The organism is Corynebacterium lubricantis DSM 45231 (genome assembly GCF_000379425.1).
GTDB classification, from domain to species: domain Bacteria; phylum Actinomycetota; class Actinomycetes; order Mycobacteriales; family Mycobacteriaceae; genus Corynebacterium; species Corynebacterium lubricantis.
On record NZ_KB902182.1, the window covers coordinates 50,073 to 65,079 of the forward strand.

12 protein-coding genes are annotated in these 15,007 nt (G+C 59.2%); 2 read left to right on the forward strand and 10 right to left on the reverse strand.

Annotated elements, in window-relative coordinates; all coding sequences use genetic code 11:
- Positions 1–23 precede the first annotated feature (23 nt).
- From A37O_RS0101620 to A37O_RS0101630, 3 genes are all read right to left on the reverse strand, one after another.
- Positions 24–1,313, reverse strand: coding sequence for a YkvI family membrane protein (locus A37O_RS0101620; protein ID WP_245533767.1), 1,290 nt, complete (start codon positions 1,311–1,313; stop codon positions 24–26).
- A gap of 173 nt (positions 1,314–1,486) precedes the next feature.
- Positions 1,487–2,986 carry an Asp-tRNA(Asn)/Glu-tRNA(Gln) amidotransferase subunit GatB gene (gene gatB, locus A37O_RS0101625; RefSeq protein WP_018295745.1) on the reverse strand — a complete coding sequence of 500 codons (1,500 nt, stop codon included), beginning with the start codon at positions 2,984–2,986 and terminating at the stop codon, positions 1,487–1,489.
- Between the two features lie 21 nt (positions 2,987–3,007).
- Complete coding sequence (locus A37O_RS0101630; RefSeq protein ID WP_026196034.1) at positions 3,008–3,976, reverse strand: bile acid:sodium symporter family protein; 969 nt, start codon at positions 3,974–3,976, stop codon at positions 3,008–3,010.
- Between the two features lie 46 nt (positions 3,977–4,022).
- Between A37O_RS0101630 and A37O_RS14390 the strand changes: the two genes are divergently transcribed.
- Positions 4,023–4,934: a PrpF domain-containing protein gene (locus A37O_RS14390; RefSeq protein ID WP_033377647.1), complete on the forward strand. Its 912-nt coding sequence runs from the start codon at positions 4,023–4,025 to the stop codon at positions 4,932–4,934.
- Here the strand turns inward: A37O_RS14390 and A37O_RS0101640 are convergent.
- From A37O_RS0101640 to gatC, 6 genes are all read right to left on the reverse strand, one after another.
- Positions 4,931–5,962, reverse strand: coding sequence for a 6-phosphofructokinase (locus tag A37O_RS0101640; RefSeq protein ID WP_018295748.1), 1,032 nt, complete (start codon positions 5,960–5,962; stop codon positions 4,931–4,933). The genes A37O_RS14390 and A37O_RS0101640 overlap by 4 nt on opposite strands.
- A 10-nt stretch (positions 5,963–5,972) precedes the next feature.
- Entirely contained in the window at positions 5,973–7,343 is a 1,371-nt protein-coding gene (locus tag A37O_RS0101645) for an MFS transporter (RefSeq protein WP_281167706.1), read from the reverse strand.
- Positions 7,288–8,964 carry an ABC transporter transmembrane domain-containing protein gene (locus A37O_RS14395; protein ID WP_018295750.1) on the reverse strand — a complete coding sequence of 559 codons (1,677 nt, stop codon included), beginning with the start codon at positions 8,962–8,964 and terminating at the stop codon, positions 7,288–7,290. The genes A37O_RS0101645 and A37O_RS14395 overlap by 56 nt, the downstream gene beginning before the upstream one ends.
- A 26-nt stretch (positions 8,965–8,990) precedes the next feature.
- A complete protein-coding gene (locus A37O_RS0101655) occupies positions 8,991–10,082 on the reverse strand; it encodes a malic enzyme protein (RefSeq protein ID WP_051077935.1) in 1,092 nt (363 codons plus the stop codon).
- Positions 10,083–10,383: 301 nt separating this feature from the next.
- Positions 10,384–11,868: an Asp-tRNA(Asn)/Glu-tRNA(Gln) amidotransferase subunit GatA gene (gene gatA / locus A37O_RS0101660; RefSeq protein ID WP_018295752.1), complete on the reverse strand. Its 1,485-nt coding sequence runs from the start codon at positions 11,866–11,868 to the stop codon at positions 10,384–10,386.
- A 2-nt stretch (positions 11,869–11,870) separates the two neighbouring features.
- Complete coding sequence (gene gatC / locus A37O_RS0101665; protein WP_018295753.1) at positions 11,871–12,170, reverse strand: Asp-tRNA(Asn)/Glu-tRNA(Gln) amidotransferase subunit GatC; 300 nt, start codon at positions 12,168–12,170, stop codon at positions 11,871–11,873.
- Between the two features lie 129 nt (positions 12,171–12,299).
- Here gatC and A37O_RS0101670 point away from each other — a divergent pair, with 129 nt between their 5' ends.
- Entirely contained in the window at positions 12,300–12,965 is a 666-nt protein-coding gene (locus A37O_RS0101670; protein ID WP_018295754.1) for an ACT domain-containing protein, read from the forward strand.
- Between the two features lie 19 nt (positions 12,966–12,984).
- Here the strand turns inward: A37O_RS0101670 and ligA are convergent, their stop codons facing one another.
- Complete coding sequence (gene ligA, locus A37O_RS14400) at positions 12,985–15,003, reverse strand: NAD-dependent DNA ligase LigA (RefSeq protein WP_018295755.1); 2,019 nt, start codon at positions 15,001–15,003, stop codon at positions 12,985–12,987.
- Positions 15,004–15,007: the final 4 nt, after the last annotated feature.

Genomic DNA, 15,007 nt, shown 5'->3' on the forward strand with positions numbered 1-15,007 from the left:
GACACCATTGTATCCTTTTCCCGCTACTTCTGCACGGATTTCTCGTTACTGGAGGCGCTTTGCTCCCCTGCCTCAGGAACATCCAGATCGAGATCTTCGGCGACGTCGTGCTTGACCGATTCCCACAGTTCCTTGCCGTCGACGCGGGACTTCTTCGCCAACTCCTTGACCTCTTTAACTTCCTCCCGCGAGAGGTCGTCTTGGTCAGGGTCCAAGTTTTGCTCTGCCAGTTCAGCCATGCGCTCGCGCAGACGTTCCTCACGGCCGAGCCTGCGTCGGCCTCGGAACCAGGCAACCGTGGTGATCACGATCATCACCATGCCGATATAGCCAATGACCGGATAGACCCACCCCAGTAGGTTGGAGAATCCCAGGAAGGACACCACGAAGCCAGCAAGTGTGACAGCAATGAACACCGGAACGAATTTCTCCGGATGATTCGACGTCAACCGCTTGGCCAGCGCGTAGAACATTCCGATGGCGGTGTTGTAGATCATGGCGTAAATAATCCAGGACACAACGAATCCGACAGCTGGATGCATCGCATCGAAGACCCCCAGTAGCGGCAGGTCAAGGCCGGCGACCTGATCGATGTTGAAGAAGATCACGAATGCCAACACCAGCAGCATCGCGGTGAATATGATGCCGCCGAGCACACCGCCGCGGAAGGCCGCCTTAGTCGATGACTGGTTTCCGCCGATCACCAGAATCATGGATACACCGAGCATCAGGGCCATCGCGGTGTAATTGACTGCCGAGAGCAACCAGTGTGGCAACGCGGAGTCCTGCTGCATCGCGATCTCATTGAGGTGCGAAGTGTCTTCCGGGAAGTTGAGCAGCGTGATCACGAAGGCAACCAGGATAGCGATGATAATAAATGGCGTAATCGCGGAGATGACGTTGGTGACTTTGTCCACGTCAAGGAACCCAGTGACCAAAACCAGCACCGTCATCAGGCATGCGCCGACCCACGTCGGCCAGCCGAATTGTTGCTCCAAATTGGAGCCAGCGCCGGCCAGCATGACAAATCCGATGGCGAACAGAGTGATAATCGTCGTTACGTCCAAAAACTTGGACACCCACGGGTGCGCCACATTCTTAAACACGGCGTTGTGGTCGGACGCCTGAAAATATGAGCCGAGTTGGAAGATGATGGCACCGGAGAAAATCATGATGGCTCCGGCGATCACCGCCCCGACGAGGCCCATGTACCCAAATGAAATGAAATATTGAACTACTTCTTGGCCGGTAGCAAAACCTGCGCCAACCAGAAGGCCCACAAATGCTAGTGCGATTGTGATACTTCTACGCACAGTAAAAACCCTTTACATATCTAGAAAACAAAACAAGCGCGTACGAGACGCGCTTGAAATGAAAAAGGTTTCCCCGAATTGATCGGGAAATTGCGACCACCTTCTTCGCGTCATCCCGTACAACGGTGGCCCACCATACCAGAAGCTGGGATGACTCGAAGAAATTTCACAGGCTACTTCAACTTGGCAGCAATCAATTCGTTGACCTGCTTCGGGTCAGCCTTGCCCTTCGTTGCCTTCATCACGGCACCGACGATTGCGCCGGTGACCTTGGTGTTTCCGGCCTTGTACTTCTCCACGATGTCCGGGTTAGCGGCCAGTGCTTCGTCGACAGCTGCTTCGATGGCACCGTCGTCGCGCACGACCTCAAGGCCTCGCTTTGCGACGACCTCGTCCACGTCGCCCTCTCCCGCAATGACACCGTCGAGTGCCTGGCGGGCGAGCTTCGTGGTCAGCTTGCCTTCCTTGACCAAAGCGACGACGCGGGCAACGTGCTCTGGCTCAACGCCTAGGGCATCGAGGTCAGTGCCCAGCTCGTTGGCCTTGCCTGCGAGGTAGGAAACCCACCATGCGCGTGCCTCGTCGGGAGTGGTACCGGCCTCAACCGTGTCCACGACGAGATCAAGAGCGCCCGCGTTAACCAGATCGCGGAATTCCTTCTCCGGTAGCTGCCATTCCTTCTCAATGCGCGCGCGGCGTACCCAAGGAAGCTCAGGCAAGGTGGAACGGATTTCCTCGACCCACTCGGCTGGAGCCAGAACTGGAGGCAGGTCTGGGTCGTTGAAGTATCGGTAATCGTCGGAGTTTTCCTTACGACGCCCCTTCGAGGTGGTGCCGTCGGTTTCCTGGTAGTGGCGAGTTTCCTGGATGATCTCTTCGCCGTTTTCGATCGCGCGAGCCTGACGCTGCATTTCGAAGCGGACAGCCTGCTCTACCGACTTCAGGGAGTTAATGTTCTTGGTCTCGGTACGGGTACCAAATTCTTCCTGGCCCCATGGGCGCAGGGAGACGTTCGCATCGCAGCGCATCGTGCCCTGGTCCATGCGTCCGTCCGAAACACCCAGCGCGCGGACGAGCTCGCGGATGGCACCAACGTACGCACGCGCGATCTCCGGCATGCGTTCGCCAGCACCCTCGATGGGCTTGGTCACGATCTCGATCAGCGGGATGCCTGCACGGTTGCAGTCCACCAACGAAGCGGTTGCGCCGTGGATACGGCCACTCGTGCCGCCGAGGTGGGTCAGCTTACCGGTGTCTTCTTCCATGTGGGCGCGCTCAATTTCGACGCGCCACTCGGTGCCATCGTCGAGAAGAACATCGAGGTAGCCGTTGTATGCGATGGGCTCGTCGTACTGCGAAATCTGATAGTTCTTTGGCTGATCTGGGTAAAAGTAGTTCTTCCGCGCGAAGCGGGAGGATTCTGCGATCTCGCAGTTCAGCGCCAGGCCGATCTTGATTGCCCACTCAACACCTTTGGCATTGACCACTGGCAACGCACCCGGCAGACCAAGGGAAACTGGGTCCACGTTGGTGTTCGGGGCCGCACCGAAGTGAGCCGAAGAGGTGGAGAACATCTTTGTTTCGGTAGCAAGCTCGACGTGAACCTCGAGGCCCATTACAGGGTCAAACTTCTCGAGAACCTCGTCGTAATCCATCAGGTCGTACGCAGTCATGGTTGGTAGTCTAGTGCCCGCTTAGTCCGCTTGTCGCTTCAGGGTCTGCGCTTCCGCAGCCCGCTTATCTTTCATGCGGAAGAACATTGCCAGCAAGGCACCGGAGAGGTTGTGCCACACGGAGAACACTGCAGCCGGCAGTGCAGAGAGCGGAGTCATGTACTGGGTAGCCAGCGATGCGGCCAGACCCGAATTCTGCATACCCACCTCGATGGCCATGGTGCGCGAGGTGGATTCCGGCTGACGCGTGGCCTTACCGGTGAGGTAGCCCAAGAGGTAGCCGAGCGTATTGTGCAAGATCACGGCGACCAAGACAGTCAAGCCCGCCGTTGCTAATTGATCACGCGAACCGGACACAACAATGGCCACGATCATCGAAATCGCCACAACCGAGATCCACGGCATCAGAGGCAGGATGGGCTGCACCAGCTTCGGCAGCAGCAGGCGCACGATAAGACCACCGACAACTGGGATGAGCACCATTTGCACGATCGACATGGCCATGGCACCAGCCGAGACGTTCATGTGCTCGCCAGCCAGCCACAAAGTCAGGAGCGGAGTCATGATCGGCGCGAGCAGCGTGGAAACCGAAGTCATCGTTACCGACAAGGCGACATCACCGCGGGCGAGGTAGCTCACCACGTTGGATGAGGTACCGCCCGGCGCGCAGCCCACCAGGATCACACCAACGGCGATCTCAGGTGGCAGTTGCATGATCCACACCACCAACACCGCCAGCAGCGGCATAATAACGTATTGCGCAACCACACCGATGAGCACGGGCAATGGACGCTGGAACACCAGCTTGAAGTCCACGGGCTTGAGCGTCAGGCCCATACCGAACATGATGATTCCCAACAAAGCGCTCGTCCAACCCGAAATCGGTTCGACTACTCCCGGCGCGAAGTAGCCAATTAACCCACCAAGAATGACGAGTAGCGGAAACCCGAGCGTGGCCACGTAGGCTGATCTATCTTGTGTCGTATTCATTTTTATTACTGTATTCCTATATCTTCCACAGCGTATTATCACCCTCATGACTGCCTCATACCCGTGCCACATCATGCGTGGCGGCACCAGCCGCGGCCTCTTATTACGCCTCCAGGATTTGCCGGAAGAGCAATCGCTTCGCGACGAGTTATGCCTGCGCTTAATAGGTAGCCCCGACCCGGTCGCTTTTGATGGGCTTGGGGGCGGCGTGTCCTCGAATTCAAAGGTGATGTTTGTTGGCCCCGCCGAGGAATCGGACGAAGCGGACGTGGTGAGCCTTTTCGCCCAAGTCTCCCCCACTGAGGCACTCGTGGATTGGAATGGAAATTGCGGCAACCTCTCGTCCGCGATTCTGCCCTATGCCATCGACACGGGATTGATTCCTGCGCAGGAGTCGTGCTTAGTGCGCAATCTCAATACCGGCACTCTCATGGAAATTACTGCGACGCACACGCGGTTTGTGCGCCCGGGCGGCGAGAAAACGGGTGCAATCTTCCCTGCCGGCCGGATCACGCAGATCCAGGGAGTAGACACCACGCTCATCGACGTGGCGAACCCCATTGCAATCGTCCGCGCACGCGATCTCGGTGTCGAACTGACTACGCGCGAGGACATGAACGCGGATCAAGCGCTCTTGGATCGGCTCGAATCCTTCCGTATCGAAGCTGGAGCGCGGATGGGGCTGAATTCTAAAGTCATCCCCCGCCTCGCGCTCTCTGACGGGAATCGGGTGTTTATGACTTCGGTGGGCGTGATTCACCACGCGCTACCGGCCACGGGCATCCTGGCCCTTGGGGCTGCGGCTGCGCTCGGTGGCACAGTGTTCGAGGGTGGAATGACTTTCAGCCACCCGAAAGGCGACGTCACCGTCGAGGCATCGGTCAACGGTGACGAATTGAAATGGGTCGCACTCGAACGCACCGCGCGCATCATCATGCGCGGTGAGGTGTTTGTTTAAGAAAACATCGTCTTCGCAGTGTGGTAGCGGTGGTCTGGCACTGTTTTTAGGCTGCCCGTTGCGTCCTCGAGCGAGACCATCTCGATGTCTTCGCCGTGCAAGGCTACGGACATGCCGAAGTGTCCCTCGTGTGCTGCCTTTGCCGCTGCCGCGCCGTAACGGGTAGCGAGCACTCGGTCATAGGCCGTTGGTGTGCCACCGCGCTGGATGTGGCCAAGGACGGTGGTGCGCACGTCGTAGCCAGTGCGGCGATGGATCTCATCCGCGATGACCTGTCCCATGCCTGTGAAGGTCTTATGGCCGAACTCGTCCTCGTCGCCCAGGCCTGCGTCCATGGTGCCTTCCTTGGGAACAGCGCCCTCGGCAACGACAACGATGCCGTACTTCTCACCCATCTGGAAGCGGCGTTCCATGGCCTTGGTAATCTCCGCGATATCGAAAGGCTCTTCCGGAATCACCGTGTAGTGAGCACCACCCGCCATGCCAGCATGCAGTGCGATCCAGCCGACGTGGCGCCCCATGACTTCAACGATGAGGATGCGGTTATGCGACTCAGCGGTCGTGTGCAGGCGGTCAATGGCATCTGTAGCAACGGACACCGCAGTGTCAAATCCGAAGGTGTAATCGGTCGAGCTGACATCATTGTCGATGGTCTTCGGTACACCCACAACAGGAATGCCATTATCGGAGAGCCATTTCGCGCCCTTGAGGGTGCCCTCGCCGCCGATGGCGATCAGCGCATCAATTCCGGCATCGTCCAGATTCTCTTTAATCTGGTCCAATCCCGCCTTAAATTTGTCTGGGTGCAGGCGACCGGTGCCCAAGATCGTGCCACCACGCAGCAAAATCGAGTCGATAAAGTGATCGTCGTAAAGCTGAATGCGGTCATCGTTGAGGAGACCCACCCAACCGTCGAGATAACCAACAACCGTCGAACCGTATTCGGTGTTGGCGGTGCGGACGATACTACGAATAACTGCGTTAAGGCCGGGGCAGTCGCCGCCGGAAGTCAAAGTGGCTAGGCGCATGCACCCAACTTTAGCGGTTCCGGCGAGGAATGTCTGAGCGTAGGAAAACAGATGCGATGACACCGATGAGCATCGCCGCGGTAAGGATCAACATGGCATCCGCCGACGCAAGGTCGATTCCACGAGTTGGGGTCGCTACTGACAACGTCGCGCCAATGAGCGCGACACCGACAACGCTTCCGACCTGGCGAACTGTGTTGTACGCCCCGGAGGCGGCACCGGCCAAGTGCCGAGGGATCGTGCGCATCGCAGTTGTCGCATTCGGTGCCCAGATAAAGGCACTACCCACGCCTTTCAGTGCGGTAATCACGATCATCCAGTAGACGGAGCCTGAGCTCACCATCAGCCACCACGTCCACAACATCGACAGCGCTAGTACGCCAAACCCGATCGTCGACAGAATTTTCGGGTTGACCCGATCCGCCAGCACTCCAACGACTGGTGTCAAAAGCAGCGCCACAATCGACATGGGCACAGTCAGCCACCCCGCGGTGGTGGCGTCGATGCCACGCGCGTCCTGGAGCCAAAACATAATCGGGATGAATTGGGCGGCTGCGGCAAATCCCATGGTCGCGATGCCGAGGGAGGCCAGCGTGAAGTTCCGGTTCCGGAACACGCTAAGCGGAAGCAGCGCCTGATCACCATGCTTGGCTTGTAGCCGGAAGAACAACGCCAGGGCAATAATTCCGACGACGAGGGCGACGATATTGCCATATTGGATCCCATAGACCAGCGCCCCGAGACCGAGGAAGGAAACGATGACAGAGGGTGCGTCGATACGCGCGCTCGATGTGGTCATCTTGGGGATCCACGCCCACGCCAAGCCACAGGCGATAAGACCTAGGCCTGCTTGGATACCAAACGCACCACGCCAGCCAATGGTGTCGACGGCGATGCCCGCGAATACCGGTCCAATGAGAGAGCCCACCGAACCCACTACACCCCACATGGCGAAGGCTGGACCGCGGGAATTGTCGGGGAAAATTTTTCCGATGACGCTAAATGCCTGGGGCAAAAACGCTGCCGCTCCAAGACCTTGGAGGCCACGGGCGATAATCAGCAAAGCAAATGACGGAGCTGCGGCCGCAAGCGCAAGGCCGAGCGAATACACCGCGATCCCTGCCAAATAGAGGTTGCGCTGTCCGTATCGATCCCCCATCCGCCCTGTGACGAGCATGGGCACCACGGTGCATAACAGGTAGATGCTGGTGATCCACACGGAATCGCCGACGTTGGAGGGAAGATGCGGGGTCAACACGGGCACGACGGCTTGGTCCAGCATGACGAAAAAATAGCCTACGGACATCGCCGTAAGTGCCAACCACCTACTGCGCTTCGTCTGACTCGCTTCCGCCGGGGACGCCTGCCCGTCCGTGCCCATTTCTCTGCCTGCTCTCTATCGCGCGGATCCCATCGACGTTCCAGATTACGCGGTTGTCCGGCAACCACTCCGTTTGCGTCGTGGCGACGAGGACGACGCCTGGGTAACGAACGAGAATCCGGGACAGGTCTGCGAGAAATTCCGCAGACACGTGCTGGTCGATACCTTCGAGAATCAGTATCGGCGGTTGTCCAAGTAGCGCACGCGCAACTTTCAGGCGCGCCACCTCGCTTTGCGACCAAGGCTGACCATCATTTTTCAATTGCCGGCGCAGGCCCTTCTCGTCGCTACGCACTGTCTCGTCGAGCCCGACGGCTGTGAGAACGGCATCGATTTCCTCTGGTTGCGCTGCGGGTAGCCGGTAAGTAATGAGGCGATTGACCGAACCTCGCTCCAGACGTGTGTGGATCGAGGCGAAGCCGACCAGCTCGCGTCGCACCTTCGCAGGCGCGCTGGCGAAATCCAGACCGTTGATGACGAAGCAATCCTCGTCGTCGGTAGATAAGAGCTCAGAGACGACAGACCTGAGGCGGGTTTGATTGTCTGAGCGCATTTCGACGATGGTGCCTGCCGGTGCCATCAGGGTATCGATCGGAGCGCCGTCGACAAGCAATCGGTCGATGACGACAGAGCCACCGGTGGTGGGCACGTCTTCGTCGTCACGCTGCTCCCACGCTTTGCGACGCATCTCCTCGATCTCTTTGAGACGGTCTGCTTGTTTGAGCACGGGCACGAGGATCCTGGCGGCCGCATTGTAATTCTGGCGATACTCCACGACTTTGCCGAGATCATTTAACGGTGTAGCCAACACACCCAGCAACGTCATGGCCGAGGCGACCGACGCCGCTTCAGCGAGGCCTTGATCCGAGACCATGACCACCGCCACCACAGCGAAGGACGAGGCGGTTGCGGAGAGTGCGCGTGTTAATCCGGTGATTCTCGCGCGGGATACGGCAGCGACGACGACTTTGCCGCTGTGGCGATCGAGCTGTTTGATCTCTCGGGCAACGGCACCAGAGGCACGCACGGATTCACTCGCTAACACGGTGTCAGCAATGCGCGCCGACATCCTGCCGCGCCTGCGCCGCAGGTCCCGAGATTTTTTGAACGTGGCGCTGGACAATGCGGGAATCGCGACGAAGAAGAAGGCCATGGAGACAGCGACAGCAAGCGCGAGCTCCAATTCGAGCATGAAGAGTCCGATCAGTACGACAACGATCAGCGGGATTCCGGTGACCAAGGGAACAATGCCAAGTGAGATCCAGTTCCGGATTGAGGAGAGGTCGTTGGAGGCACGGGTCACCGTCACTCCGAGGGAGCCGGTATATTCACTTTCTCCCACGGCGGTGACCACGAGTCGACGACGCTGTTCGAAAACATAATCCTGGCCGAGATCCTCCCCGCAGACGCGCTCCAGCCACCGGGCCAGCCCCAGGCCGAGAGCCGAGACGATCATCACCACCAGAACGAGGCGATCAGTGGACTGGTCGGGGTCAAGCACTGCCTCGACGCACAACGCCATGACCAGGGCTGAGACTGCTTGGACGATTCCTAGCACGGTGAGTAGGACCAAGAGTCCACGTCTGCGTCCCGCCCAGATCGGCGGCATCTTTTCTGTCATTGTTCCCTTTTGCTGTGGGCCTATTTCTACTGGCCCTGACTAATAAATGCCTCCACTACTTGTGGTTCGCACAACTCGAAAGTATTAATCACGGGAACATCCAAATCAAGTAGCACCGCAGCTGCTTCGCGCGCAGCGAGTGGCGACGACGTCATCACTCCCGAGGCACAGGCCACGGACAACCCGGCCTCCTGCAGGGTCTGCACACCAGCTCGAGCACCGAGTGCATCCACAGCAGAGAAGACGAGGCGATCGACGCTTGCCTGGAAGATGTCGTCGCGAAGCAAGCGGACGGTTTCGTCCTGGTAGATTCCGTCTGCGATTTCTACGATCACGACATCGTTGTTGTGGCTGAGCAGTTCGATCATGTTGGCGGTGAGGTCACGCACCTGATTGAAGTCAAGTCGGAAGGTTGTTCCGTACCCGAAATCGGTGAAGTCGACGACGTCAGCCGCGCCGGCATCGATGAACAGGTTCCGGTCGTTTCCAGCGCCGGTGCCCGTGATCTTTCCCGCGCCAACGCGCTTTCCTGCTTTGGTAAACCCATTGATCATGCAGGCGGCGGTGGTGGACTTTCCCGAGTTCATCGAGGTGCCCAAAACCGCGATCACTTCGGTTGTTTTGCGTGGTGCCTCGGGCCGGCTCACGTTGACGTGGGGCGCGTATTCCATCACGTTGACCACGACTCCGTCGCGTGCCAGCAAGCCCAGTGGTTCGATGAGCGTGGGCTCGTCGATACCCGCGTGCTGTTCCGTAACAACTCCCGCGATCCCGCCTGCCGCGACCAGGTGGCAGTAGTCCAGGGAGTCTGGGATGTGCGCCAAGAATTGATCCGCGGCGTAGCGATGCCCATAGGCCAAGAGCACGAGATGACCCTCGAACAGGATTGCCTTGCGGGAGTGCTCCGTTTCCACGCGCTTGTGGTTGTGGATTCCGACGACGCGGGCCAGGACGACATCGCCTGCTCGCGGAGCGACATCGGAACCGGCGATCAGGTGGAAGTCATTGTCTGGGTCGGTGAGCGACGGTGTGAGGAACCGGCAGGTGTAGGAGTTTTGAATGCGCTGAGTTGGAAGTTCTTCCCTCCGGTGGGCCCCTTGCGACGCCGGAGCGGACATCGCTTCAAACTCGAGTTGTGCGGAAGCACCGTTGAGCATCGCCAATTGTTGGTGAAGAATTCCTGGCGCGGAGAGAATTGAGGTCATTAACCAAGCCTTTCGAGCATCAATAGATCATCTTTTTCAAAAACCATTGCTTATTAAACAGCAGCAATGTGAATCTCAGGTGAAAAGAAAATGAGAACATTCTCACTCGTCTAATCTAAGGTGCTACACAGACATAAACCCCATAAGTTCCCTGCATCTCTGCATGTCAGGAACTTATGGGGTGTTGTAAATTGCGCGGCTTTTAAGGCCGGTTTTACGCGCGGGCCGCCTCGAAGGCAGCGCCGACGCGGTAGAGGCGATCATCCTTAAATGCCGGTGCCATCAGCTGGAGGCCGACAGGCAGGTTTGTGTCTTCAGCAAATCCTGCTGGCAAGCTCATGCCAGGCAGGCCCGCCAGGTTCAGTGGCAGGGTAAACAGGTCGAAGTTGTACATCGCCAGCGGATCGTCGACCTTCTCGCCCAGCTTGAAGGCGGTGGTTGGCGTCACTGGTGCCGCGATAACATCAACCTGCTCGAAGGCCTTGGTGAAGTCCTGAGCAATCAGCGCGCGGACGCGCTGTGCCTGCAGGTAGTAGGCATCGTAGTAGCCGACGGACAGAGCGTAGGTGCCCAGCATGATGCGACGCTTAACCTCGTCGCCGAAGCCCTCTGCACGCGAAATCGCCATCACTTCGTTAGCGGAATGCTGTCCATCGTCGCCGCCGCGGTGGCCGTAACGCATACCGTCGAAGCGGGACAGATTGGACGAGACCTCGGAGGTCTGGATGATGTAGTAGGCACCCATGACGTCGTCAAAGTGGGGGCAATCAACCTCGATGATCTCGGCACCGAGGTTTGCCAACTCGTCGTATGCCTTGGTGATCGCTGCCTGCACGCCAGGCTGATTGCCCGGGCGGTTGAACTGCTTGACCACACCAATCTTGGTGCCCTTCAGATCACCAGCAGCACCCTCGCGGGCAGCGGCGACGACGGGAGCGAGCGGGGTGTCAACGCTGGTTGCGTCGAAAGCATCGTGGCTTGCAATGACCTCGTGCAACAGCGCGGTATCAAGGACGGTGCGCGCACTGGGGCCACCCTGGTCCAGGGAGGACGCAGCGGCGATCATGCCGTAGCGCGACACGGTGCCATAGGTTGGCTTCACACCAACCGTGCCGGTCAAAGCTGCTGGCTGGCGGATGGAGCCGCCGGTATCGGTACCAATGCCCAAAGGAGCCTGACCAGAGGCCAAAGCCGCTGCAGTGCCACCGCCGGAGCCACCAGGGGTGCGCTCGGTGTCATGTGGGTTGCGGGTGAGCTTGTACGCGGAGTTCTCGTTGGAAGAACCCATCGCGAACTCATCCAGGTTCGTCTTGCCCAGGATGGGTACGCCTGCGGCACGCAGGTTTTGCACCACAGTCGCGTCGTAGGGCGACATGTAGCCTTCAAGCATCTTCGAAGCCGCGGTGGTGGGCGCATCCGTGGTGACGAACAAGTCCTTCACTGCGACAGGCACACCGGCCAGAGCGGAAGGAAGTTCCTCGCCCGCTGCGACCTTGGCGTCGATCTCGTCGGCAACTGCGAGTGCTTCCTCTGCGCCGACATGCAAGAAGGCGCCCAGCACCTCGTCGGTTTCGGCAATGCGGTCAAGGTGTGCCTGGGTTACTTCACGGGAGGTGACCTCGCCGGAATGGATCTTCTCGGCGAGCTCGGCAGCGCTGAGGCTGGTCAATCCGGAAGTAGGTGTGGTGTACTCGGTCATTTTTATTCAGCTTCTCCCAGGATCTGTGGAACGACAAAACGCTCGTCTTCAACCTCTGGGGCCTGATCGAGTGCCTGTTCTTGTGTCAACGTCTTAATCTCAACGTCTTCGCGCATTGGCGCGTGGATGGAGTGTGGATGGCTCATCGGCTCGACTCCTTCCGTGTTGACCTGGGAAACCTTCGACACAGCGTCCATGATGGTATCCATCTGGTCGGCATATGTAGACAGTTCTTCTTCGGTCAGCGCGAGACGGGCAAGACTTGCGAGGTGATCGATATCCTCGCGGGAAATGTCAGACACGTAAACTCTTCCTTTGCACTTTAATCTGTTGAACCGCTCCCATATTACGGCACGAGGAAATCTTCGGGCAGTGAGGTAGCGCTGGTATAAAGAGAGAAGCGCAATCTTTGCCAATGAAAGAGGAAAACAATGTCGTACCTGATTCGCGTATTGCTCGCTGATACTCCCGGAAGCCTCGGCGAACTCGCCCAAGCATTCGGGTTATTAGGGGCCAATATTCAATCAGTAGACATCGTTGAAGCACTCCCCGACGGAACTGTGTTGGATGATATCGTCGTCGAACTCCCCCGCGATGTCATGGCCGATGCACTCATTACCGCCGCCAGCGATGTCGAAGGCGCGGAGGTGGATTCGATCCGCCCGTTTACCGGACGGGTCGACCGTCGCGGTCAGATTCAGATGTTGGCTCGGGTGGCCAAGCAGTCCCACAACCTGACCCGCGCGATGGAGGAATTGGTCACGGTCATGCCGTTGGCACTGACCTCGTCGTGGGCCATCGTGCTGCGCCAGACCGAGCAGGGTGTCACGCGCATTGCGGCATCGCAGGCCGCGCCTAGCGACGATGGCTCCTCGCCTGCCCTGACCAATGTGGAAGAGGCACGCATCCTCCGCCCCGAAGACGAGGACTGGATCCCTGAATCCTGGGGATTGTTGGACTCCACCCTGGCCGCGACTCCCCTGCGCGGCACCGACCTTGTGCTGATTGTAGGGCGCACCGGCGGACCAGATTTCCTGGCCAACGAAGTGACCCACATCGGAGATCTGGGCACCATCGTCGGCTCACTGCTGCACTAGGGCGCTGAGCTAATCCGAGCTATTCCGGCGAACCCGTCTCGAGTAGGCGCTGGAAGCCGGCCTCATCGAGCACAGGTACGCCGAGATCACGGGCCTTGGTTTCCTTGGAACCGGCGTTTTCTCCGGCAACGACATAGTCGGTCTTCTTCGATACCGACCCGCTGGCCTTACCTCCGCGCGAAAGTATCGCTTCCTTCGCGGAGTCACGCGAGAAATTCTCCAGTGTGCCGGTAACCACCACGGTCAGGCCCTCAAGCGTGCGCTCGACCTGAGTCCCCGCATCGGCCTCCATGGTCACGCCGGCTGCGGCCCAGGAGTCCACGATATTGCGGTGCCACTCCACGTCGAACCACTCCTTGAAGGCCTCGGCGATAATCGGGCCGACGCCGTCGGTCTCGGAGATATCCTCAACGGGCGCATCGACGAGCGCCTGCATCGAGCCGTAGCGCCCGGCCAAGGCGCGGGCCGCGGTGGGACCGACATGGCGAATCGACAGCGCCACGATCACCCGCCACAGATCCGCCTCCTTGGCCGTGGCCAAATTATCCAGCAACTTCTTACCACTGGCGTTGACCTTGCCTGCCTTGGTGGTATAGACGCTGGTCTTGGCCAAATCTTCCTCGGTGAGGTCGAAGAGAGCGCCTTCGTCGATAAGCACTCCCGAACGGATCAAATCCTGTGCGGCCTTCTCCCCCAATGCCTCGATATCGAAGGCACCGCGACCCGAGAGGTAGCTCAGGCGCGAGGACAATTGCGCCGGGCACGAGCGCGTGTTCGGGCAACGCCAATCCACGTCGCCCTCCTTTTGCGGGGCGAGCGTGGTGCCGCAGGACGGACACTGGGTGGGGAAAATGAACTCGCGCTCGGAGCCGTCGCGAAGATCGGCCACGGGGCCCAGGACCTCGGGGATGATCTCGCCGGCCTTGCGCAGCACCACGGTATCGCCGATAAGTACCCCCTTGCGCTTGACTTCCTCCTGGTTGTGCAGGGTGGCCATGGACACCGTCGACCCGGAGACGAAGACCGGCTCCATGACCGCAAACGGTGTGACGCGGCCAGTACGTCCCACGCCGACCTGAATGTCGAGCAGCTTCGTGGTCACTTCCTCCGGCGGGTACTTATAAGCAATCGCCCAGCGCGGGGCGCGTGCGGTAGTACCCAGTCCGCGTTGCGCGGCCATGGAATCGACCTTGATGACCACCCCGTCCATCTCGTGGATGGCGTCGTGGCGGTGATCGGCCCAATAATCCACGGCTTTGAGCACCTCGGCCGCACTTTCCGCGGGCTTGGTGTATTCGGAGACCGGCAGGCCCCAGGACGCCATGGCCTGATACGCCTCATGCTGGGTCGCCGGAGTGAAGCCCTCGCGTGCGCCGATGCCGTGACAGATCATGTGCAGCTTGCGCTTCTTCACATCCTCGGGATTTTTCTGGCGGATGCCACCGGCCGCCGTGTTGCGCGGGTTGGCAAAGGGCTTGCCGCCTTCCTCGATGCGCTGGGCGTTGAGTTCCGGGAAATCCTCAGGGCGGATAAATACCTCACCGCGGATCTCCACCAGCTCCGGGAAATCGCCGGTGAGGGTGTGCGGGATGTCCTCGATCACGCGCGCATTCGCGGTGATGTCCTCGCCAACGCGACCGTCGCCGCGGGTGGCAGCACGCTCGAGCTGGCCGTTGCGGTAAACCAGATCGATGGACAGGCCGTCGATCTTCAGCTCGGTGAGGTATGGCCCCGGGGTGCGCGCCAGCCAGCCGGAAAGCTCCTCATTGCTGAACACGTTATCCAGGCTCATCATGCGCTCTAAGTGCTCGACATCGGCGAACGCGCTGGAAACAGGCGCACCGACTTCCTTTGTCGGCGAGTCAGGCACGGCAAGCTCGGGATGGTCCTCCTCGAGCTTTTGTAAGCTCGCGAAAAGATCATCGAACTCCTTATCCGAGATGATGGGCTGGCCGTTGTAGTACAGGTCGCGGTGTTTGCGGACTTCCTCGGCGAGTTCGTCCCATTGCCTGCGCAGTTCAACTGATTGTTCGGTCACAGCC

Bases quoted from the DNA above. Each gene is read 5' to 3' on its own strand.
- A37O_RS0101655 (WP_051077935.1), bottom strand. From the start codon at position 10,082: ATGTCCGCTCCGGCGTCGCAAGGGGCCCACCGGAGGGAAGAACTTCCA.
- A37O_RS0101640 (WP_018295748.1), bottom strand. From the start codon at position 5,962: ATGCGCCTAGCCACTTTGACTTCCGGCGGCGACTGCCCCGGCCTTAAC.
- A37O_RS0101630 (WP_026196034.1), bottom strand. From the start codon at position 3,976: ATGAATACGACACAAGATAGATCAGCCTACGTGGCCACGCTCGGGTTT.
- A37O_RS14390 (WP_033377647.1), top strand. From the start codon at position 4,023: ATGACTGCCTCATACCCGTGCCACATCATGCGTGGCGGCACCAGCCGC.
- A37O_RS14395 (WP_018295750.1), bottom strand. From the start codon at position 8,964: ATGACAGAAAAGATGCCGCCGATCTGGGCGGGACGCAGACGTGGACTC.
- gatA (WP_018295752.1), bottom strand. From the start codon at position 11,868: ATGACCGAGTACACCACACCTACTTCCGGATTGACCAGCCTCAGCGCT.
- A37O_RS0101645 (WP_281167706.1), bottom strand. From the start codon at position 7,343: ATGGGCACGGACGGGCAGGCGTCCCCGGCGGAAGCGAGTCAGACGAAG.
- A37O_RS0101670 (WP_018295754.1), top strand. From the start codon at position 12,300: ATGTCGTACCTGATTCGCGTATTGCTCGCTGATACTCCCGGAAGCCTC.
- gatB (WP_018295745.1), bottom strand. From the start codon at position 2,986: ATGACTGCGTACGACCTGATGGATTACGACGAGGTTCTCGAGAAGTTT.